Source organism: Polynucleobacter sp. UB-Raua-W9 (assembly GCF_018687435.1).
Lineage (GTDB): Bacteria > Pseudomonadota > Gammaproteobacteria > Burkholderiales > Burkholderiaceae > Polynucleobacter.
This window is the reverse complement of sequence record NZ_CP061290.1, coordinates 435109-458098: the sequence shown is the minus strand read 5'-3', so window position 1 is coordinate 458098 and position 22990 is coordinate 435109. Positions and strand designations below refer to the sequence as shown.

The window sequence follows — 22990 nt, the reverse complement described above, 5'->3', positions numbered from 1 at the left end:
AAAAATTAGTGGAACTGCTCTTCTTCAGTTGAACCAGTCAATGCGGTTACAGAAGACTTTCCACCTTGAATTACCGTAGTAACGTCATCGAAGTAACCAGTACCAACTTCTTGCTGATGTGAAACAAAAGTGTAGCCACGATCACGCGCAGCAAACTCTGGCTCTTGAACTTTCTCAACATATGCAGTCATGCCACGCTGAGAGTAGTCTTGCGCCAAGTCGAACATGTTGTACCACATAGAGTGAATACCAGCGAGGGTAATAAATTGATATTTGTAACCCATCGCACCCAATTCACGCTGGAACTTCGCAATCGTTGCATCATCCAAGTTTTTCTTCCAGTTGAAAGATGGTGAGCAGTTGTAAGCCAACATCTTGCCAGGGAATTTCGCACGAATTGCTTCAGCAAATTTACGAGCAAAGTCGAGATCAGGCGTACCTGTTTCGCACCAAACCATATCAGCGTAAGCTGCGTATGCCAAGCCACGCGAAATTGCCTGATCCAAGCCCTTACGGGTTTTGTAAAAGCCTTCTGGAGTTCGCTCGCCTGTCAAGAATGGCTTGTCATTTTCATCGTAGTCAGAAGTCAATAAGTCAGCAGCTTCAGCATCGGTACGAGCCAAGATGATGGTTGGAACGCCCATGACGTCAGCAGCTAAACGTGCAGAGATTAATTTTTGCACAGACTCAGTAGTCGGCAACAATACCTTGCCACCCAAGTGACCACACTTCTTCACTGAAGACAGCTGGTCTTCGAAGTGAACGCCTGCAGCACCCTGCTTAATCAATGCTTTACTTAATTCGAATGCGTTCAATACGCCACCGAAACCAGCTTCAGCATCAGCAACGATTGGAGCGAAGTATTCGATGTAACCCGCGTCACCCTTGTTAATACCCTTAGCAGTCTGAATTTCATCAGCGCGCTGGAAGGAGTTGTTGATACGCTCAACCATTTTTGGAACTGAATCCACAGGGTACAAAGATTGATCTGGATACATAGCTGCGTAAGAGTTGCCGTCTGCCGCCACTTGCCATCCAGACAAGTAGATTGCCTGAATGCCAGCCTTCACTTGCTGCATTGCCTGACCGCCGGTCAAGGCACCCAAGCAATTAACGTAAGCTTCATTGTTTACCAATTCCCAGAGACGCTCCGCACCATGCTTCGCTAGAGTGTGCTCAATCTTTAATGAGCCGCGCAAACGGACAACATCTTCTGCCGTGTATCCACGCGCAATACCTTTCCAACGTGGATTGCTATCCCAATCTTTTTGTAGTGCTGCGATTTCTGCTTTGCGGTCTGCCATGTTTTTCTCCCTAAGTTAAACAAGTACTTCAAATTTTTAGACTCTTAAGACTCGTAAAGTCTTATGTCTTATATAAGAGTGTAGACAATTAGGGAATGCAAGCAAGGCCAATTACAGGAATTTATAAAAATAATTATTCATTCAAAAACAATGACTTAAGTAATAATTTTTATAATGTGAAATATTGAATCATTAAATGGAATGAGGTCGAGCGAAGGGTACTGCACTGCATTTTACGCAGTGTAATGACTTTTCATATTATGAAAAGAATGTAGTTAATCTAACTTAATATTTGCGGTCTTAATCACTTCGCGCCAACGGACCACTTCCTGATTAACAAATTTTGCAAACTCAGCCCTAGACATACGAGGAGCTGTCGCAGCAAGAGAGTACCACTTCTCCTTTAATTCATCAGAAGTTAATGCCTTATCGACTTCAGCAGCCATTTTATTCAGCACCTCATTCGGCGTCCCCTTAACGCCCCAGAGGCCATACCAGCTTGACACCACATAGTTAGGCAAACCTGCTTCAGCAGCAGTGGGAACATCTGGAAAACTATCGACACGTTTATTAGAAGCAACCGCGATGGCGACTAACTGTCCACTCTTCACAAAGGGGCCTGAAGCTGCAAATGTATCAAACATAATATCAATTTGACCTGCAACCAAATCCTGCAAAGCAGGTCCAACACCTCGATAAGGCACGTGGGTGATTTGTGTTTTGGTTAGTTGCTTAAATAACTCCCCAGATAGATGCTGCGAAGTCCCACTACCAGCAGAACCATAGTTATAAGCACCAGGATTCTTTTTAATAATCGCAATAATCGTTTTAAGATCCGTGCTGCCAAACTTATTTGGATTCACTACGATAACCTGTGGAGTACTCCCCAAAATTGCAATTGGCTCAAAATCTTTTGTAATGTCATAACTTAAATTTGGGTAGAGTGATTGTGCAATCGTGTGATGAACTGCACCAGCAAACCAACCATAACCATCTGCAGGCATTTTCGCTGCATATGCAGCGCCAAGCGTGCCACCCGCACCGCTTTTGTTATCAACGATCACGGGAACACCCAATTGGGTGGTTAAGTTCTTGGCAACTGGTCTGCTAAAAGCATCAGAGGCACCACCAGGAGCAAATGGATTAATGAATACAATACTCCTGTTACTTGCAGGCCAAGGCTCAGCAGCAATTGATGGCAAAGACAAACTAACTATTGGGCAGATACAAGCGAATAATTTTGCGATAAAACGCATAGATACTCCTGCTAAATTTTTACAGCAAAAAATGGGGAATTTAGACGTACTCGGCTACTTCAACTAAGTTTCCGTCTGGGTCACGCAAATACACTGAACGTATTGGACCAAGCGCACCACGACGTGGCACCGGACCAACGTCAATTGGAATTTTATTTTTCTTAAGATGCTCAATAAATTCATCCAAAGGAACTGAAGCAATTAAACAAAAATCGCCAGATCCAATCGTTGGAACCCTTGCTTTGGTTGGGGTCTCTGTATCGCGATCTTGTAAATTAATCTTCAGTTGGCCAAAACGTAAGGCATAGCGTGGCTGCCCCTCGGGGCCTTTGAAAAATTCTCTTTCAAACCCAAATGCTTTCTCGTAGTACTGAGTTGTTACCTCAATATCAGTCACCGTTAAAACAATATGATCAATTCGATCGATTAACTGCCTCATGTACTATCTCCATTATTTTTTTATATATAAAACTAGAGACAGCCTAAAGGATTTTGAATCAATTATCCCTAGTGCAAACCCTAGGTTAATTTAAATTAAATGTCGATCTTTTCTGAGTCAGAGGAGACCTTAAATGCAGTCACAATAATCATGAGCTGCAGCATAGCAACGCCCACAAATAAAAGTTTTGGCAAGCCGATATCTAAGAAGATACCAAACACTAAAGGGCTCAGGGCGGCACCTAAATCAATACCTGAATACACAATGCCGTAGACCCTTCCTGATGAGCCTGAAGGAGTTGCAGTGCGAATCATCAAATCGCGTGATGGTGCGGCAATCCCCAAGCCCAATCCAATCACAATAAAGGCCAGCACAATAATCTCGACTGGCACTAAGCCCGTTGCCAAGAGAAGCCCCATCACAATATTGACGGTAAAGCAGATGGTAATGATGCGCTCCGGCACCTTCAGGCGCGTAGCAAGATAACCCCCGAGCAACATCCCGCCTGCTCCACCCATAGACATTAAAGTTAAATAGTAGTTACCTGAACTCACAGCAAGGTCATAAATTTTGAAGAGTGCAGTCGGTGCAAATGACTGCAACCCAGTAGTTGCCGCCATGCTGAAGAAAAAGAAAATCCAGCAAAGCCAAACTGCTGGTAATTTCATAAACCCAAAAGTACTCATCGGTGTGCCGCTTGGATTGTTGGCAGCATGATGGGTTTCTGTCTCTTCTCGTCTTGCTTGAACGTCATCCACCAAGCGTGCTCGACCAATCCAAAGCGTCAAGAGAATGAGGGCTTCGAGTATTGCTGCAGCCAAGAAAGCAATTCGCCAATTAAATAAGGTGGTGATGGCAACCATAAAGGCTGGCGCTGCTGCCCAACCTAAATAGCCTGTTACCCCATGAATGGAATAGGCATAAGGCAAATTAGCTGGAGAAATTTTGTGATTAATGAGCGTGTAATCTACTGGATGAAAAACTCCGTTGCCGCAACCGGCAATCATGGCACCCAAAACTAGCATGGCATACCCATTACTTTGAGAATAGGTCAGAGCTGCCAAGGCAAGCAAACCAACTCCAGCAAACAAAACAGGGCGAGCACCAATCCGATCAACCAAAAATCCAGAGCCTGCCTGCACAAGGCAAGAGACCACAAAGAAGATGGTCATGAGTAAACCGAGCTCAGCGTAATTAAAGCCAAACTCCGCCTTTAACCATGGAAACATGGGTGGCAGAATTAAGTGAAAGAAGTGGGAGCTACCGTGAGCTAGGCTAATGAGACCAATAACCCGGACATCACTGGCACGCCTACTAGTGAGCGCAACAGTCATGTTCCGAGTTTACTGGTGCAGGAATATTCCTGCTGAACTACCTTTTATTACTACTTAGTTGCTAACTAGTGAACCTGACGTGTGAAACTAAAGTCACCTTTTTTATCCACGTCAACAGGCACTACATCCTTAGGTCCGAACTTACCCTCCAAAATCATCTTGGAGACTGGGTTCTCGATGTGCTGCTGGATAGCGCGCTTGAGCGGCCTTGCCCCAAAAACAGGATCAAAGCCAACTTCAGCAATCTTACTCAAGGCTGCATCGCTTACCTCAAGCTGCATATCCACTTTTGCCAAACGATCGGAGAGGTTTTTCAGCAAGATCTTCGCAATATTGGCGATATTGCCTTTATCTAAGCCATGAAATACCACAATCTCATCGATACGATTTAAGAACTCTGGACGGAAGTGATTCTTCAACTCTTCAAATACAGCGTCTTTGATTTCAGACTGCTTCTTATCGGTCATCGACTGAATCAAATGCGAGCCAATATTACTAGTCATCACAATCACGGTGTTTTTAAAGTCCACAGTTCGACCTTGACCATCGGTTAAGCGACCATCATCCAACACTTGCAAGAGGACGTTAAAGACATCAGGGTGCGCCTTTTCGATTTCGTCAAAGAGAATCACGCTGTAAGGGTGGCGACGAACTTGCTCGGTTAAGTAACCGCCCTCTTCATAACCCACATAACCCGGAGGCGCACCAATCAAACGCGCAACGCTATGCTTTTCCATGAACTCACTCATATCAATGCGAATCAGATGGTCTTCACTATCAAACAAGAAACCAGCCAATGCTTTGCACAGCTCAGTTTTACCGACACCTGTAGGCCCCAGGAATAAGAAGGATCCATAAGGACGATTCTCTTCAGCCAAACCAGCACGGGAGCGACGGATGGCATCTGATACTGCACGAATAGCCTCTTCCTGACCAACCACACGCTTATGCAACAACTCTTCCATCTTGAGAAGTTTGTCGCGTTCGCCCTGCATCATCTTCGATACCGGAATACCAGTAGCGCGAGATACCACTTCAGCGATTTCCTCTGCGCCAACTTGGGTACGTAAAAGCTTATTCTTTACAACGCCATCTTTATTGCCTTTAGCTTCAGCTGCAGCAGCAGATTTGAGCTTAGCTTCAAGTTCTGGCAATTTTCCATACTGCAATTCAGCAACTTTCTCCAACTTACCCTCGCGTTGCAGCTTAGCGATATCAGCACGAACTTTTTCAATCTCTTCTTTCAGATTGGCAGCACCCAATACGGCACCCTTCTCAGCCTTCCAGATTTCCTCTAAGTCAGCATATTCGGCACCTAGACGCTTGATCTCATCTTCAATGAGGCCAAGCCGTTTTTGAGAAGCCTCGTCTTTTTCTTTCTTCACTGCTTCACGCTCAATCTTGAGCTGGATGAGGCGACGCTCTAATTTATCCATTACCTCTGGCTTGGAATCAATCTCCATCCGGATACGTGAACCAGCCTCGTCAATTAAGTCGATTGCCTTGTCTGGCAAGAAGCGGTCAGTAATGTAACGGTGTGATAGCTCCGCCGCAGCCACAATCGCTGGATCGGTAATCTCAATACCATGGTGAAGCTCATAGCGCTCTTGCAAACCGCGCAAGATAGCAATTGTTGCTTCAACGCTTGGCTCTTCGACCATCACTTTTTGGAAGCGGCGCTCTAGTGCAGCATCTTTTTCAATGTACTTGCGATATTCATCTAGAGTGGTTGCGCCGATACAATGCAATTCTCCGCGAGCCAAGGCTGGCTTTAGCATATTGCCAGCATCCATCGCGCCATCACCTTTGCCAGCACCCACCATAGTATGAATTTCATCGATAAAGATGATGGTTTGACCTTCATCTTTAGCAACATCACTCAGAACAGCTTTCAAGCGCTCTTCAAACTCGCCGCGATACTTGGCGCCAGCCAATAGCAATGCCATATCCAAGACCAGGACACGCTTGTTCTTGAGAGTCTCAGGGACTTCACCATTCACAATGCGCTGAGCTAAACCTTCAACAATAGCGGTCTTGCCGACGCCTGGCTCACCAATCAAGACAGGGTTATTCTTGCCGCGACGCTGCAAGATCTGAATGGTGCGACGAATCTCATCGTCACGACCAATCACCGGATCTAGCTTACCCATACGAGCGCGCTCAGTTAAATCGATGGTGTATTTCTTAAGGGCTTCACGTTGACCCTCGGCATCTGCAGTATTCACTGATTCCCCTCCGCGCACTAAATCAATAGCCGCTTCTAACGATTTACGATTTAAACCATTTTCACGAGCTAGCTTCCCAAGCTCGCCTTTGTCATCAGCCACCACCAGCAGAAATAACTCGCCAGCGATAAATTGATCGTTACGTTTGTTGGCTTCTTTTTCACATAGGTTAAGCCAGTTACTGAGATCACGGCCAACCTGAACCTCACCACTCGTGCCCTGCACTTCAGGAAAATTACCAATGATCTTCTCAAGACCTTTTTCGAGGCCCAAGACATTCACGCCGGCGCGGGTTAATAAACTCTTAGCAGCGCCGTCAGAATCACGCAACATCGCCAGCAATACATGGGCCGGCTCAATATACTGATTGTCTTTGGCTAAAGCGATACTTTGGGCCTCACTTAAGGCCTCTTGAAATTTAGTTGTTAACTTATCTATTCTCATTTTTGCACTCCATATATCTATCTATAGAATATAAGGGCAATATGACAGATTTCAAGGCTTTTACACCCTCTTTTTAAGCGAATTTACCCCCACTTTGTCCTGGCTTGTTTACCTCCTCGAATGCGCTGATGGCACTTACTATGCCGGCATTACTAACCGACTAGAACATCGCCTAGAAGCCCATAATTCAGGGCAAGGTGCTCGCTATACGAGATCTCGAAGACCAGTTGTCCTTTTAGCAAGCCAAGAGCACCCAGATCGATCAGAGGCATCCAAAGCAGAAGCAAAATTAAAGCAGCTACCCAGATCTGCGAAGTTGGGATTTTTTAAAAGTAGTTAAATTTACTTCTTTGCCCAACGCGCCATTGCAGCATCGTCAGTCACGCGGGCATCAACCCAGCGAGCGCCATCAGAGGTGTTTTCTTTTTTCCAGAATGGGGCTGCAGTTTTGAGATAGTCCATGATGAACTCACACGCTGCGAATGCTTCGCCTCTATGAGCGCTGGTTACCACCACTAAAACAATTTGATCTTCAGGCAGCAATGGGCCAACTCTATGAATCACCAAAGTCTGGTAGATATCCCAACGAGCCTTTGCTTGATCTAGGATTTCTTGCAAAGCTTTCTCAGTCATGCCGGGATAATGCTCGAGAGTCATCTCCTTTACATGACTACCGTCATTCATATCACGCACGGCGCCCAAAAAAGTTACCACTGCACCAACTCTTGGATCGCCTTTACGTAGCGCTGCTATTTCAGCGCTAACATCAAAATCTGCCTCTTGAATTCGGATTGGCATATTAGCCCCCAGTCACTGGCGGAAAGAACGCAACTTCTGCATTGTCTATGAGAGGCGTGCTTGCATCAACCATAACCTGATTCAGAGCACAGCGTAATACTTTGCTCTGTGCTAATACTTCAGCCCAAGGATTGCCACGCTCTATTAAGTGAACCCTGAGATCGGCAATCGTTTTGACGCTATCAGGCGTGACAATACTCTCTTGAGAAACTCCAAGAGCTTCACGCAAAGAGGCAAAGAATCGTAATTCGAGTTTCATGAGGCAATCGTAAACCGATTATTTAAGCAAAGCATCAAAAGGAATATATTTCACCTGATCGCCAGCTTTGATTGAATGGTTTGGCGGACAATCTACAAGACCATCACCCCAAGATGCACTTGTAAGCACCCCGGAACTTTGATTGGGGAATAAATCCAAGCCGCCATTACTATTGAGTTTGACGCGCAAGAATTCATTGCGTCGATCAGCTTTTAACCAATCAAAATCAGCGCGCATCGAATAAGACTGTGGTGGGCTACTACTTCTTCCCTGAAGCTTGAGAATGAATGGTCTTACAAATAACAGGAAAGTTACAAAGCTGGATACTGGATTGCCCGGCAAACCAATAAACCAGGCCTCACCATCTTCAGGCTTATCTGATTTGCGAACCGCACCAAATGCCAGTGGCTTTCCAGGCTTAATAGCAATCTGCCATAAATCCAATCGTCCTTCAGCGGTTACTGCTGGCTTGATGTGATCCTCTTCGCCAACCGATACACCACCGGACGTAATAATCAGATCATGATCTTTGCTGGCCTTACGTAATGCTGCTTTAGTTGCCTCAAGTCGATCCGGCACAATACCTAAATCAGTGGCATCACAACCCAGTGATTTAAGACAGGCTAATAGGGTGTCACGGTTGGAGTTATAAATTCCACCCGGCTTAAGTGGCTCGCCAGGAAGAGATAGCTCATCACCAGTAAAGAATGCTGCCACCTTAACGCGACGCTTAACACTTAAGTGAGTCAAGCCAGCAGATGCTGCAACGCCTAACTCTTGAGGGCGCAAGAAGGTTCCTGCAGTTAACGCCGTTTTACCTGCCGTTAAATCTTCACCTCTACGGCGAATCCATTGGCCTAACACTGGCGCAATATTGACTTGTACATGATCTGCCGAGCCTTCGGGAATAGCGCAATCCTCTTGCATCACCACTGCATCTGCCCCCAAGGGAACTGGTGCACCTGTAAAAATTCTGGCTGCGGTACCGGGTTCGAGTGTGGTTCCAACAGAGCCCGCTGGAATGCGTTGTGCAATTTTTAGAATGCTTCCAGGATTCTGGATGTCTGCTGCGCGGACTGCATAACCATCCATTGAGGTGTTATCCAGTGGGGGCACGTCGACTAGGCTGTTTACGTTCTCAGCAAGAACGCGACCTAAGGTGGCCTGCATTGGAATGCTCTCAGTCTCGGCAACTGGCTTGGCATGAGAAAGCAAGTGATCCAAGGCCTGCTGTGCAGTCAACATTGGAGGCTTATTCATGGTGATTAGCTTATGTTTTAACTAAGATGCGTTGTAATGAATGCTTTGACCTGATGGACATCAGCATCAATATTCTCTACACGCTGGGGCTTAGATTTAATGTCTTTGAATGCAGACGGGCACTCAGCAGGTCGCCCCAAAGCTTCTTGAATCGTTTCTTCAAACTTAATGGGAAGCGCAGTCTCGAGCACGAGCATTGGAATGCCAGCCTGCAAATGCTCACGCGCTACTTTGATGCCATCAGCAGTATGGGTATCGACCATGACACCATAACGTTTGTCGATATCGCGAATTGTTTCTAGGCGATTTTCATGAGTGCTGCGGCCAGACTGGAAGCCATACTGACCAAGCTCTTTGAAGACAGTGTCCTTAGAAATATCAAAGCCACCAGTCGTATCCACTTGCTTAAACATGGCGGCAGTAGCGTTGCCATCTTGACCCATGAAGTCAAATACAAAACGCTCAAAGTTACTTGCCTTGGAAATATCCATCGATGGGCTTGAGGTATGCAATGTCTCAGCAGATTTGCGCGCACGATATACACCAGTGCGGAAAAACTCATCGAGTACATCGTTTTCATTGGTTGCCACAACCAAGTGTGCAATTGGCAGGCCCATCATGCGGGCGATATGACCAGCACAGACGTTACCGAAATTACCAGATGGCACAGTAAATGACACCCTCTCATTGCTTGACTTGGTGGCCAAGAGATAGCCCTGAAAGTAATACACTACTTGTGCAACTACCCGACCCCAGTTAATGGAGTTCACAGTACCAATTTGGCTCTTAGCCTTAAAGGCATGATCATTGCTGACTGCTTTAACAATATCTTGACAATCATCAAACACACCAGCTACTGCTAAGTTGAAAATGTTGGGGTCTTGCAAGGAATACATCTGCGCAGACTGAAAGGAGCTCATCTTGCCACGCGGCGAAAGCATAAATACTTTTACGCCCTCTTTGCCACGCATCGCATATTCAGCAGCACTGCCCGTATCACCTGATGTGGCGCCCAAAATATTAAGCTGCTGACCTTTCTTCTTAAGAGCATACTCAAAAAGATTGCCCAGCAACTGCATTGCCATATCCTTGAAAGCCAAGGTTGGACCATTTGATAAGCTCAAGAGCCCAATGCGAGTACCCTGCTCTTCGCCTAACCAGTGTAAAGGTGTAATGTCTTTGGCATTGTCTTGAGGGCGGCCGTTGCAGTAAACCTGCTCGGTATATGTCTTGCGCAACAGCGCACGTAAATCAGCCTCAGGAACGTCATCGCAATACAGACTTAGAACCTCATAAGCCAGATCAGCATAAGACAAGCCACGCCATGAATCCAATTGTGCTGAGGTGACCAGTGGATACTGAGTCGGCAAATATAAACCGCCATCCGGCGCTAAACCGCCCAAGAGAATTTCTAAGAAGGATTGTTGCGGGCTATTGCCGCGAGTGGATTGGTAACGCATTGTTTTGCTTAAGACAGATTTTCTAAACGAATCTTCACCACTTCACCAGCGACGGTTTTGAGATTCTGGATCTCTGTGATTGCCGCAAGCATGTTCTTCTCTTTAGTTTCGTGCGTTAAGGCAACCAAATCAGTTTGACTTTCACCTTCGTCTGCCTCTTTTTGCAAGAGTGCATCAATCGAAACGCCGTGCGCGGCCAAGATCTTAGTAATGTCAGCCAACACACCAGCTTGGTCAGCTACACGCAAACGCAAGTAGTAACTAGTCGTAATCTCGCCAATCGGCAATACAGGGGTATTTTGCACAGCATCTGGCTGAAAGGCCAAGTAAGGAACGCGATGCTCAGGATCAGCGCTCAGCAAACGAGTGATATCTACCAAATCAGCAATCACAGCTGAGGCAGTTGGTTCAGATCCCGCACCTTTTCCGTAATACAAGGTAGTACCTACTGCATCACCAAATACCTGCACAGCATTCATAGCGCCCTCAACGTTTGCAATTAAACGTTTAGCAGGAATTAGGGTTGGATGTACGCGCAACTCAACACCCGTTGGCGTTTTCTTGGCAATACCTAGCAACTTGATGCGATAGCCCAATTGCTCTGCATATTTAATATCAATAGCATCCAATTTGGTGATGCCTTCGATGTGCGCTTTATCAAACTGCATTGGAATACCAAATGCAATCGCGCTCATGATGGTCGCCTTATGCGCAGCATCAACACCTTCAATATCAAACGTTGGATCTGCTTCTGCGTAACCTAAGCGTTGCGCCTCTTTGAGAACCGTTGCAAAGTCTAGGCCTTTATCACGCATCTCAGAGAGAATGAAATTGGTGGTCCCATTGATGATGCCGGCGATCCACTCAATGCGGTTAGCAGTTAAGCCCTCACGCAGAGCTTTAATAATAGGGATGCCGCCAGCAACTGCCGCTTCAAATACGACCATCACGCCCTTAGCGTGAGCTGCTTTAAAAATCTCGTTCCCATGTACGGCGATCAAGGCCTTATTTGCAGTCACCACATGCTTGCCGGCAGCAATTGCCTCTAAAACCAAGTCTTTAGCAATGCCATATCCACCAATGAGCTCAACCACGATGTCGATTTCGGGATTATTGATCACAGCACGAGCATCATTCACAATCTGTGCACGATCTTGAACAACTTCTTTAGCACGCTCTACATTAAGATCGGCAACGGTATTAATACGAATGCCGCGACCAGCACGACGGGTAATTTCATCTTGGTTGCGCTCGAGAACTGTGAATACGCCACCACCAACAGTGCCAATACCTAATAGACCTACTTGAATCGGTTTCATGATGCCTTTGCTGCGGTTGTAGAAGCCTTGCGGCTATGCTTATTACGATATCGCTCCAGAAAACGTGCAAGGCGGCCAATTGCTTCCTTGAGCACATCTTCATGAGGTAAGAACACGACACGGAAATGATCAGGCTTACCCCAGTTAAAACCAGAACCTTGGACCAACAATACTTTTTCCTCTTTTAAGAGATCAGCAACAAACTGTTGATCATCTTCAATTGGATAAACCTCGGGATCTAACTTTGGAAATAAATACAAGGCAGATTTTGGTTTAACGCAAGTGACACCAGGAATATCGGTAATCAGTTTCCAGGCGAGATCACGTTGCTTTGCTAAGCGGCCACCCTCAGCCACTAAGTCGTTAATACTTTGGTAACCACCAAGTGCAGTTTGAATTGCATATTGACCTGGCACGTTTGCGCACAAGCGCATCGAGGCCAACATATTCAGGCCCTCGATATAGTCACGCACCATCTCTTTATCCCCTGAAACCACCATCCAGCCAGCGCGGTAGCCGCATGAGCGGTAGTTCTTGGATAAGCCATTAAAAGTGATTGTGACTACATCAGTAGATAAAGATGCAAGAGAAATATGCTTCTCAGCGTCGTATAACATCTTGTCGTAAATCTCATCAGCAAACAAAATCAAACCATGCTCACGAGCAATTTTCACCATCTCGAGCAATACTTCTTGGGAATAAATTGCACCAGTTGGATTGTTAGGATTAATCACCACAATTGCTTTAGTACGTGGTGTGATTTTTTTGCGCAGATCATTTAAGTCTGGTGCCCAATCTTTAGACTCATCACATAAATAATGAACTGGGGTACCGCTCGACAAACTCACCGCAGCAGTCCACAGTGGATAGTCAGGCGCTGGAACCAATACTTCATCGCCATCATTGAGCAATGCATTCATTGAAAGTACGATCAGTTCAGAAACGCCGTTGCCGGTATAAACATCATCCAGCGTGACCCCTTGTATACCTTTTTCTTGGCAATACTGCATGATGGCTTTGCGAGCAGCAAAGATGCCCTTGGAATCAGAATAGGCAGAAGCATTACTCAAATTGCGGATCATGTCCAACTGAATCTCTTCAGGAGGATCAAAACCGAAAACCCCTACGTTTCCGATGTTTAATTTGATGATTTTGTGACCCTCTTCCTCCATGCGCTGAGCGAGCTCAAGCACTGGCCCACGAATGTCATAACAGACGTGATTGAGTTTTTGGGACTTTAGGATGGGTTTCACAATAAATTAAAGGGTAAGTTCTTGAAATCTTGGAAAAAACAGCTAGCTATAATCCACATAATTATGACAGAGAGTCCACTTGAAGCTTCAATCTGACCCCCATTCCGGAGCCAACACGATCACCGGCTATGGAGATGGCTACGTCGAGATCAACCAGACCCCATATGCCTATGCTGTCTTATTGAGCTCTGATGGGGCAATCTCTGAATGGCCAGTTAAATCATTCGACGGCCTAGATTCATCCCATTTTCTCCAAATGGTCGATCTCAAGCCTGAATTAATTCTGATTGGCACAGGCGCTAAACAGCGCTTTCCCAAGCCAGAGCTCCTCAAATCCCTCATTTTGGCAAAAATTGGCTTTGAAATCATGGATTCTCAAGCCGCCTGTCGCACCTACAACATTTTGGTAGGAGAGGGACGTCAAGTTCTTCTAGCGTTAATTGTGGAGCCAAGCTAATGCAATTTGGAAAAATTCGGCAATCCTCTGCGCTTCATCCCGGCAAAATTTTATTGCTTGCCATTATTTATAGCTTGATCTGGTTTGGCACGCTGAACTATCGCCATCTCATCCCATCTGATGAGGGACGTTATGCAGAAATAGCAAGGGAGATGTTGGTCACAGGCGATTGGGTTACGCCACGTTACAACGGCTACAAGTATTTTGAGAAACCACCATTACAAGCTTGGGCAACTGCTGCTGCATTTCAAGTTTTCGGTATCGGTGATTGGCAAGCACGTCTGTGGACTGGGCTTACTGGCTTTCTCACTATTTTACTCATTGGCTTTACTGGTGCTCGCATTTTCAGCGCTAGAGCGGGATGGTTAGCTGCTGTCGTACTCGCATCAAGTCCGATGTGGGTCATTAGCGGCCATTTCAATTCTTTAGACATGGGGCTGTCATCTTTTTTAGTGGCGGCGTTGTGTAGCCTATTGCTAGCCCAAACTTCGCGCAACAAAATCCCCTGCCGAAATTGGATGTGGGCTTGCTGGATCTTCATGGCGCTTGCAACACTTTCCAAAGGAGTGATTGGCGCTGCCATTCCAGCAATGGTCTTTGTTGCTTACTCCATCACTTCTTGGGATTGGAAAATCTGGACACGTTTACGCTTATTCAGCGGCACGATTTTATTTCTAGCAATTACAGCGCCATGGTTTTTCTTGGTTGCACAGCGTAATCCTGAGTTCTTGGAATTCTTCTTTATTCATGAGCATTTGCAACGCTTTACTCAAGATGCCCACAGCAGAACAGGTCCAATCTATTACTTCGTACCCTTGCTATTCATTGGCTTATTGCCCTGGGTGCTACAAATTCCTGGTTCGATTGTGCAAGCATGGGGCGAGCGTCGTCGGGATTTCTCAAGCGGCTGGTTATTAGTGTGCTGGTTCGCAGTAATCTTTATTTTCTTTAGCGTTTCGCGCTCCAAACTTCCGGGCTACATCATCCCTATTTTTCCTGCGCTCGCATTATTAATCGGTAATCGCCTGGACCAACTGTTAGCGCACACTAATTCGATGGAGCTTTCTTGGAAACTACAAACTATTGGATTTGCAGTCTTGGGATGCATTGGATTTTTCTTCTTATCCGACATTGGCAAACAAGCAAGGCCAGATGAGATCGCAGCCTACGCTCAATACACTTATTGGATTGTTGCCGCATTAATTGCACTTATCACCTTTAGCCTATTTGCAGCATGGCAAAGTAAACGAAACGGTATTCAAAGTATTGTGAGCTTTGCTGGCGGATTTTTTCTCTGCGCCATCATTGCCGGTACAGGCCATGAGACATTGGGTCGGGCCGTTTCTGGTATTGATCTTGTCAACCGAGTCAAAGTATCCATCCCAGAAAAAGTGAACTTCTACTCCATTCGACTCTTAGATCACACTGTGCCGTTTTATCTTGGCAGAACCATGATCATGGTTGAGTCTCCCGATGAACTAGAGTTTGGCGTTCATCAAGAACCTGAGCTCTGGATGCCCACTCTTGATGCCTTCATTGCTCGCTGGCAAGAGGATCAAGCCGCTTATGCCCTAATGGTTCCAGAGCAGTTCAGTGCGCTCCGAGAGCAAAAGCTACCAATGCAGGAAGTAGATCGCGACTCCCGTAGAGTGATTGTGAAGCATCCTGATACACCAAACGCGGCACGGTAAGGCAGTAAAGTAATATAAGACATCATGTCAAATAATCCTTCATTTATACCCTTCACGCGCCCAAGCTTTAATCAAGAAACCATTGATGCTGTTGCAGATGTCTTGCGTTCTGGTTGGGTGACCTCAGGACCGAAGTTGGCAGAGTTTGAAGCAACTCTCAGCGAATACTTTGGTGGTCGTCCTGTCCGTTGTTTTGCCAATGGCACAGCAACGATGAAGATTGCATTACAAGTTGCTGGTATTGGCCCAGGTGATGAAGTCATCACCACGCCGATTTCTTGGGTGGCAACATCCAATGTGATTTTGGGAGTTGGCGCTAAACCTGTCTTTGTGGATATTGATCCCGTTACACGCAATATAGATCTTCATAAAGTCACTGCTGCAATCACATCCAAGACTCGCGCCATCATGCCGGTCTATTTGGCTGGCTTACCCGTAGATATGGATCGACTCTATGCAATCGCGAAGCAACATCATCTGCGAGTGATTGAAGATGCAGCTCAAGCCTTCGGCTCTCAGTGGAAGGGTCAGAAGATTGGAAGCTTCGGCGACCTCGTAAGCTTTAGCTTTCAAGCCAATAAGAATCTCACGACTGTAGAGGGTGGCTGCCTAGTTTTAAATGATGACTCCGAAGCCAAACTTGCTGAAAAATTTCGCCTTCAAGGATTAACTCGCCAAGGCATGGATGGAATGGATGTTGATGTACTCGGTGGCAAAGATAATTTGACCGATGTGAATGCGGTCATTGGCTTGCAACAGCTAAAACAATTGCCTGCATATCAAACACGTCGCGCAGTACTCGCTCGTCAATATTTTGATGCCATTCGTGCGGAACTCAAATCTGCCGAATTGGAGGCGCTCAAATTAGAACTGCCGGTTGAAAACTTCACTGATAGCAATTGGCATATGTTTCAGGTAGTGCTGCCACTGGAGCAATTGGCTTGTGATCGCGCTCTAGTGATGACCGAATTAAAAGATCTTGGCATTGGTACAGGAGTGCACTACCCTGCTATTACCGGCTTTAGTCTTTACAAAAATCAAGGCTACAAAATAAGTGATACCCCAATTGCTGCGCGTATTGGTCGCTCTATTTTGACCCTCCCACTCTTCCCCAGCATGGCAGACGAAGATATTGGCCGCATAGCCAGTGGATTGGTCGGAATCCTCAAGAAACACTCCAAAAACTAGCCTTCTTGGGCTAAACCCCAAGAATCAGGCAAAATTGCAGCATGACTGCAAATTTAGTTGCCAACCCAAAGCTCAGCATTGTTATTCCCGTCTATAACGAGGAAGACGGTCTTCAAGCCCTCTTTGATCGCCTCTATCCATCCTTAGATGGGCTGGCGGCTAAACGCAATATTTCCTATGAAGTCGTTTTTGTAAATGACGGCAGCAAAGATCGTTCTGCTGGTATTTTGGCTAAACAAGTTGAGCAACGTCCTGACGTGACGCGCGCCGTTTTATTTCACAGCAACTTTGGTCAACATATGGCCATCATGGCTGGATTTGAATACGCCAAGGGTGAATTTGTTATTACTTTGGATGCAGATTTACAAAATCCCCCCGAAGAGATTGATGCCCTGACGGAGCAGTTATTAAAGGGCCATGATTACGTTGGCACCATTCGTGCGGATCGTCGTGACAGCTTCTTCAGAAAATTTGCTTCACGCGCTATGAACGGTTTACGCGAAAACATTACTCGAATCACGATGACTGATCAAGGTTGCATGTTACGGGGCTATAACCGCCGCATCGTTGACTTAGTACGCCAATGCGATGAGAACAACACCTTTATTCCCGCGCTGGCTTATACCTTTGCTGCCAACCCCATTGAAATCACCGTCAAACACGAAGAGCGTTTTGCTGGCGAGTCTAAATATAGCCTCTATCAACTGATTCGCTTGAACTTTGATTTAGTGACTGGATTCTCCATCATGCCTTTACAGATCTTCTCGATTCTAGGTATGTTGCTATCGCTCGCTGCAGGCAGTCTATTCATCTACTTACTGGTACGCCGCTTTGTACTGGGCGCCGAGGTTGAGGGAGTATTCACCCTCTTTGCGCTGACTTTCTTCCTGATTGGCGTTATGCTCTTTGGCCTTGGTCTCCTCGGTGAATACATCGGCCGCATCTATCAACAAATCCGCAATCGCCCACGTTACGTTGTGCAAACTGTTTTAGAGAAAAAATAATTGCACGCAGTCGTCTTCGCTTATCACGATGTTGGTGTCAATTGCCTTAAAGCCTTATTAGCTGCAGGCATCCAAGTTGATCTAGTTGTTACCCATCAAGATGATCCTCATGAGAATGTTTGGTTTGCTAGTGTTGCCAAACTGTGTGCTGATCAACATATTCCATACATTACGCCTAGTGCGAATGATTTAGACGCCCTGATTCCAAAATTACAAGCACTGGCCCCGGATTACATTTTTTCTTTTTACTATCGCCATATGATCCCCGCGCAAATTTTGGCTTGCGCGAAGATTACTGCGCTAAATATGCACGGCTCACTTCTACCAAAGTACCGTGGCCGCGCGCCAGTAAACTGGGCAATCTTGCATGGAGAAACTGAAACAGGCGCCACCTTGCACATCATGGAAACCAAACCAGATGCCGGCGATATTGTTGGGCAAGCTTCAGTTAGCATTGGCCCGGATGAGACGGCTACTGATGTATTTGGCAAGGTAAGTCAAGCAGCAGTAAAAGTCATCACCGAAGCGCTGCCGAAGCTCATTCAGGGCAAAGTACCCCGCAAGCCCAATGAGCTCCAAAAAGGCAGTTATTTTGGTGGCAGGAAGCCCTCTGACGGGCAAATTCATTGGCATCAGAAGGCAATTCAGGTCCACAATCTAGTGAGAGCCGTTGCACCCCCTTATCCAGGCGCCTTTACGTATCACCAGGGGCAGACAATGATTGTGGCCCGCACAAGCCTGAAGGGGCTATTCCCAAGCAATCTGGATCTTGGCGTTCAGGGCATCCAAGTGGTTGATAATCGGGTATTCGGCATTTGCGGTGACGGCCAGGCAGTTGAAATCCTGGAATGGTTCCCAGCCAACAAATAAGCACTGTATTTAGTATTCCCAAATTAGATTAAAACGAGGCAGTAAAGATGAAAAAAGTACTCATTCTTGGTGTTAACGGTTTTATTGGCCACCACCTTTCCAAGCGCATTCTTGAGACAACCGATTGGGATGTCTATGGCATGGATATGCAAAATGATCGCTTAGGTGATCTCATCAACCATCCACGTATGCACTTTTTTGAAGGTGATATCACCATCAATAAAGAATGGGTTGAATATCACATTCGTAAATGCGACGTTATCTTGCCTTTGGTTGCGATTGCCACTCCAGCAACTTATGTTCAGCAGCCATTAAAAGTATTTGAACTCGACTTTGAGGCTAATCTTCCCATCGTTCGCTCTGCCGTTAAATACAAAAAACATTTAGTATTCCCATCCACCTCTGAAGTCTATGGCATGTGTGAGGATGCTGAATTCGATCCTGCTAAATCAAATATGGTTTACGGTCCGATCAATAAGCCGCGTTGGATCTATGCCTGCTCTAAACAGCTTATGGATCGTGTGATCTGGGGTTATGGCATGGAAGGCTTGCGCTTCACCCTCTTCCGCCCGTTTAACTGGATCGGCCCTGGTCTTGACAGTATCTACACACCCAAAGAGGGCTCATCCCGCGTGGTAACCCAGTTCTTAGGCCACATTGTTCGTGGCGAACCAATCAATTTAGTCGATGGTGGCGCGCAGAAACGCGCCTTCACTTACGTAGATGATGGTATTGATGCATTGATGTGCATCATCGATAACAAAGATGGTGTTGCTAACGGCAAGATTTATAACATTGGTAACCCGAAAAACAATCACTCCGTTCGTGAACTAGCGAATCAAATGCTCGAGATTGCCCGTAGCATTCCTGAATATGCCAAGACTGCAAACGAAGTCAAGATTGTTGAAACTACTTCTGGCGCGTACTACGGAGAAGGCTACCAAGACGTACAAAACCGCGTGCCTGCAATCGATAACACTATGAGTGAATTAGATTGGAAACCAACGACTACGATGACTGATGCTCTCAAGAATATTTTCGAAGCCTATCGCCAGGATGTAGAAAAAGCACGCTCTTTAGTTGATAAAGAATAAGTTAACGGGCGCAGGGGTTCATGGCTAAGATCGCTCTCAAGGTAGATGTTGACACCCTACGCGGCACTAAAGAAGGCGTACCCAATCTCGCTCGCACCCTTGGGCGCTTTGGACTTCAGGCAACCTTCTTATTTAGCCTAGGCCCTGACCATACCGGCTGGGCTTTAAAGCGAGTTTTTCGTCCAGGCTTTCTAAAAAAAGTTAGTCGTACTTCTGTCGTAGAACACTACGGTATCAAAACTTTGCTCTATGGTGTACTCATCCCCGGACCAGACATTGGCAAAAAAGCTGCTGCAGAAATGCGTGCGATTGAGAAAGCCGGTCATGAAACCGGCATCCACACTTGGGACCATGTTGCGTGGCAAGACGCAGTTCGCACTCAAGACTCTAAATGGACTAAAGCGATGATGCAAAAAAGCTGGGATCGCTTTGTAGAAATCTTTGGTCATGCACCCGTGACTTATGGCGCAGCTGGTTGGCAAATGAATGAAGCTGCTTTTGAGCAACTCGATCAATGGGGCATTACCCATTCTTCCGATGGCAGAGCCAAACCTAATCTGATGCCTTATCGATTGGCCTTACCCAATGGCAAAGCAAAGCATGTGCAATACCCAACCACGCTGCCAACCTTTGATGAGCTCATTGGCATTGATGGCGCAGATGAGTTTGGCGCAGTCAAAAAACTCTTAGAAATCACCCAGAGCAATCCCAATGATCAAGTCTTCACTTTGCATGCCGAGCTTGAGGGTCAAAAGCTACTGCCTGCATTTGAACAACTATTGGCTGGATGGCTAAATCAAGGGCACGACCTTGTCACTATGGGTGAGTTACACCAATCCTGGAAAGCCACCAATCAACTCGATAAAATAGCTGTGTTGCCGCTGACCTGGGGCGAAATACCCAATCGTAGTGGCGAACTGATTATTCAGAATAATTAACACTAAGAGACATTAATAACAAAGGATCATCATGACAGTAGCAATCGGTCAAACTATGCCAGAGTGCGCCATCCCAGCAACATCGGGACTGACTTTTTCTCCAGCTTCGGCCAAAGGTAAAAAACTGGTTCTTTACTTTTATCCAAAAGATATGACTCCTGGCTGCACAGCAGAGTCTGGTGAATTTCGCGACAACATTGACGCCTTCACCAAAACCAACACGCTAGTAGTTGGAGTTTCCCGAGACAGCCTCAAGTCTCACGATAACTTTCGCAGTAAATTGGGCCTACCCTTTGAGCTTGTTGCTGATACCGAAGAAAAACTCTGCCAAATCTTTGGTGTCATGAAAATGAAGAATATGTACGGCAAGCAGGTCCGCGGCGTTGAGCGGAGCACCTTCCTCTTTGACTCCTCTGGCAAGCTGGTAAAAGAGTGGCGCGGCCTTAAGGTTCCAGGCCATGTGACAGAGGTATTACAAGCAGCCCAAGCTACTGAATAATTTTTACAATAATTTTCTCTGGGGCGCTTGCAAACCCCAAAATTTGGGGTAAAGTAAAGTCATATGCACCGTACACGGCGGGAAAGTCTGACAATCCGTTTGAATCAGAAACCTGAATATTTCAAAACAGGTTCGGGGAGCAACCCCCTCCGTTTTCTAGATCTTAATGCAACTAGTTTCGTAATAAACCGTCAACGCACATTGCTTGGCGGTTTTTTCTTTTAGGAGAGTCCATGCCACTGCCACCCATCCCAACTCAAATTGCTGATCAAGTGAGACTTAGTCGTAAAGACACTCCAGACTTAAAGAAACGTCCTGCGCCAGCAAAACCAGTAGTGATGGAAACCTCAGACTGGATCAATGATGCAGAGGAAGATTTATCTGCAGCAGAAGTCGCTCTCGAGAAAATTAAAGCAGACCGCACACCTACTCGCAATGAGAATAAGGTAACGACGCCTGCCAAACCGAAACGCGTTGTTCGTACAGGGCCTCCAAGCCTATTCGTTTTAGACACTAACGTCTTAATGCATGACCCTAGCTCATTGTTCCGCTTCTCAGAGCACGACCTATTCTTGCCTATGACCACTCTCGAAGAGTTGGATAACCATAAAAAAGGCATGACCGAAGTAGCCCGAAACGCTCGTACCGTCAGCCGCTCCCTAGATCAACTGGTTGCCGGCACCAGCGGCACATTGGACGAAGGGATTCCACTGAATAAGCTTGGCAACCAAGATGTTTCAGGTCGTCTCTTCTTCCAAACAAAACTATCTACTCAAGCATTGCCTGAAGGACTTCCTGAAGGCAAAGGCGACAACATGATCTTGGCGGTAGTGAGTGAGTTGCAAAAGACTCGTAATGGCCAAGAAGTGGTGCTGGTGTCCAAAGACATCAACATGCGCATTAAAGCGCGTGCACTTGGTCTACCTGCCGAAGATTATTTCAATGACCAGGTATTAGAAGATCGTGACTTGATGTACTCCGGAGTCATGGCTCTATCAGCAGACTTCTGGCCAAAGCATGGCAAAGATATGGAAAGTTGGTCAGACTCCAAGTCTGGCACGATGTTCTATAGGGTGACTGGTCCTGCTGTACCAAGTATGCTGGTAAATCAATTTGTGTACCAAGAGAATCCCGATGGCTCCACACCTTTCTATGCACACGTCAGGGAAATCAATGGCAAAACTGCCCTCTTGCAAACTCTCAGAGACTTCTCGCACCAGAAAAACAATGTCTGGGGGGTGACCGCTCGAAACCGCGAGCAAAACTTTGCAATGAACTTGCTCATGAATCCAGACGTAGATTTTGTGACCTTATTAGGTCAAGCGGGTACAGGAAAAACCTTGCTGGCATTGGCTGCAGGCCTTGAGCAGGTATTGGATAGTAAGCGCTATAACGAGATCATCATTACTCGCGCTACCGTTCCCGTTGGCGAAGACATTGGCTTCCTACCGGGAACCGAAGAAGAAAAAATGCAGCCATGGATGGGTGCATTTGACGACAATTTAGAAGTTCTCCAACGCAACGATGATGCCGGCGAATGGGGTCGGGCTGCAACTCAAGAATTGATCCGCTCACGCATCAAGGTAAAGAGCATGAACTTCATGCGCGGCAGAACCTTCGTTAGCAAGTTTGTCATCATTGATGAAGCGCAGAACTTAACGCCCAAGCAAATGAAAACCCTAGTCACCCGCGCGGGCCCAGGAACCAAGATTATTTGTCTAGGCAATATTGCGCAGATTGATACGCCCTACTTAACTGAAGGCTCATCCGGCCTAACCTATGTAGTCGATCGCTTTAAGGGTTGGCGTCATGGTGGCCATGTCACCCTTGCGCGCGGTGAGCGCTCACGTTTAGCGGATCATGCTGCAGACGCACTCTAAGCAAACTCTCTCGTGCCG

General features: G+C 46.3%; 21 protein-coding genes. 10 read left to right on the top strand and 11 right to left on the bottom strand.

The annotated features are described in order from the left end of the window. Positions 1-5: 5 nt before the first annotated feature. The 5 genes from aceA to clpB form a co-directional block, all read right to left on the bottom strand. Positions 6-1304 carry an isocitrate lyase gene (aceA, locus tag AOC07_RS02425; RefSeq protein ID WP_215358033.1) on the bottom strand — a complete coding sequence of 433 codons (1299 nt, stop codon included), beginning with the start codon at positions 1302-1304 and terminating at the stop codon, positions 6-8. 275 nt (positions 1305-1579) lie between these two features. After that, positions 1580-2560 (bottom strand): tripartite tricarboxylate transporter substrate binding protein, encoded by a 981-nt coding sequence (locus AOC07_RS02420; protein WP_215358031.1) that lies wholly within the window; start codon positions 2558-2560, stop codon positions 1580-1582. Between the two features lie 40 nt (positions 2561-2600). Further along, the gene (locus AOC07_RS02415; protein WP_215358029.1) at positions 2601-2999 is read right to left on the bottom strand and encodes a VOC family protein; all 399 of its coding nucleotides are present in this window, start codon (positions 2997-2999) and stop codon (positions 2601-2603) included. Between the two features lie 95 nt (positions 3000-3094). Next, on the bottom strand, positions 3095-4333 hold the full coding sequence (locus AOC07_RS02410; RefSeq protein ID WP_215358027.1) for an MFS transporter: 1239 nt from the start codon (positions 4331-4333) through the stop codon (positions 3095-3097). 65 nt (positions 4334-4398) lie between these two features. After that, on the bottom strand, positions 4399-7002 hold the full coding sequence (gene clpB, locus AOC07_RS02405) for an ATP-dependent chaperone ClpB (protein WP_215358026.1): 2604 nt from the start codon (positions 7000-7002) through the stop codon (positions 4399-4401). Positions 7003-7096: 94 nt separating this feature from the next. Between clpB and AOC07_RS02400 the strand changes: the two genes are divergently transcribed. Beyond that, positions 7097-7342 carry a GIY-YIG nuclease family protein gene (locus tag AOC07_RS02400; protein ID WP_215293819.1) on the top strand — a complete coding sequence of 82 codons (246 nt, stop codon included), beginning with the start codon at positions 7097-7099 and terminating at the stop codon, positions 7340-7342. A 2-nt stretch (positions 7343-7344) separates the two neighbouring features. Here the strand turns inward: AOC07_RS02400 and moaE are convergent, their stop codons facing one another. Genes moaE through AOC07_RS02370 form a run of 6 tightly spaced genes read right to left on the bottom strand, consistent with a single transcriptional unit; the run spans position 7345 to position 13351 of the window. After that, positions 7345-7800 carry a molybdopterin synthase catalytic subunit MoaE gene (gene moaE, locus AOC07_RS02395; protein ID WP_215293818.1) on the bottom strand — a complete coding sequence of 152 codons (456 nt, stop codon included), beginning with the start codon at positions 7798-7800 and terminating at the stop codon, positions 7345-7347. 1 nt (position 7801) lies between these two features. Then, a complete protein-coding gene (gene moaD, locus AOC07_RS02390) occupies positions 7802-8059 on the bottom strand; it encodes a molybdopterin converting factor subunit 1 (RefSeq protein ID WP_215293817.1) in 258 nt (85 codons plus the stop codon). A gap of 18 nt (positions 8060-8077) precedes the next feature. After that, positions 8078-9304 (bottom strand): gephyrin-like molybdotransferase Glp, encoded by a 1227-nt coding sequence (glp, locus tag AOC07_RS02385; RefSeq protein ID WP_215294272.1) that lies wholly within the window; start codon positions 9302-9304, stop codon positions 8078-8080. A gap of 32 nt (positions 9305-9336) precedes the next feature. After that, positions 9337-10779: a threonine synthase gene (gene thrC / locus AOC07_RS02380; RefSeq protein ID WP_215358025.1), complete on the bottom strand. Its 1443-nt coding sequence runs from the start codon at positions 10777-10779 to the stop codon at positions 9337-9339. A gap of 8 nt (positions 10780-10787) precedes the next feature. After that, positions 10788-12098: a homoserine dehydrogenase gene (locus AOC07_RS02375; protein ID WP_215293815.1), complete on the bottom strand. Its 1311-nt coding sequence runs from the start codon at positions 12096-12098 to the stop codon at positions 10788-10790. Then, positions 12095-13351 (bottom strand): pyridoxal phosphate-dependent aminotransferase, encoded by a 1257-nt coding sequence (locus AOC07_RS02370; protein WP_215358024.1) that lies wholly within the window; start codon positions 13349-13351, stop codon positions 12095-12097. The genes AOC07_RS02375 and AOC07_RS02370 overlap by 4 nt, the downstream gene beginning before the upstream one ends. Before the next feature lie 79 nt (positions 13352-13430). On the opposite strand from AOC07_RS02370, the gene AOC07_RS02365 reads away from it, so the two are divergent. The 9 genes from AOC07_RS02365 to AOC07_RS02325 all read left to right on the top strand — a co-directional run bounded on the left by AOC07_RS02365 (position 13431) and on the right by AOC07_RS02325 (position 22972). Next, positions 13431-13808: an Mth938-like domain-containing protein gene (locus AOC07_RS02365; RefSeq protein ID WP_215293813.1), complete on the top strand. Its 378-nt coding sequence runs from the start codon at positions 13431-13433 to the stop codon at positions 13806-13808. Next, complete coding sequence (locus AOC07_RS02360) at positions 13808-15499, top strand: glycosyltransferase family 39 protein (protein WP_215358023.1); 1692 nt, start codon at positions 13808-13810, stop codon at positions 15497-15499. The genes AOC07_RS02365 and AOC07_RS02360 overlap by 1 nt, the downstream gene beginning before the upstream one ends. A 24-nt stretch (positions 15500-15523) precedes the next feature. After that, a complete protein-coding gene (locus tag AOC07_RS02355; RefSeq protein ID WP_215358022.1) occupies positions 15524-16687 on the top strand; it encodes a DegT/DnrJ/EryC1/StrS aminotransferase family protein in 1164 nt (387 codons plus the stop codon). Positions 16688-16728: 41 nt separating this feature from the next. Then, on the top strand, positions 16729-17691 hold the full coding sequence (locus tag AOC07_RS02350) for a glycosyltransferase (protein WP_215293810.1): 963 nt from the start codon (positions 16729-16731) through the stop codon (positions 17689-17691). After that, positions 17692-18561 (top strand): formyltransferase, encoded by an 870-nt coding sequence (locus tag AOC07_RS02345; protein WP_215293809.1) that lies wholly within the window; start codon positions 17692-17694, stop codon positions 18559-18561. A gap of 47 nt (positions 18562-18608) precedes the next feature. After that, the gene (locus tag AOC07_RS02340) at positions 18609-19655 is read left to right on the top strand and encodes a bifunctional UDP-4-keto-pentose/UDP-xylose synthase (protein ID WP_215293808.1); all 1047 of its coding nucleotides are present in this window, start codon (positions 18609-18611) and stop codon (positions 19653-19655) included. Positions 19656-19675: 20 nt separating this feature from the next. Further along, the gene (locus AOC07_RS02335; protein WP_215358021.1) at positions 19676-20593 is read left to right on the top strand and encodes a polysaccharide deacetylase family protein; all 918 of its coding nucleotides are present in this window, start codon (positions 19676-19678) and stop codon (positions 20591-20593) included. A 31-nt stretch (positions 20594-20624) separates the two neighbouring features. Beyond that, positions 20625-21092: a peroxiredoxin gene (locus AOC07_RS02330; protein WP_215293806.1), complete on the top strand. Its 468-nt coding sequence runs from the start codon at positions 20625-20627 to the stop codon at positions 21090-21092. 233 nt (positions 21093-21325) lie between these two features. Next, entirely contained in the window at positions 21326-22972 is a 1647-nt protein-coding gene (locus AOC07_RS02325) for a PhoH family protein (RefSeq protein WP_215293805.1), read from the top strand. Positions 22973-22990: the final 18 nt, after the last annotated feature.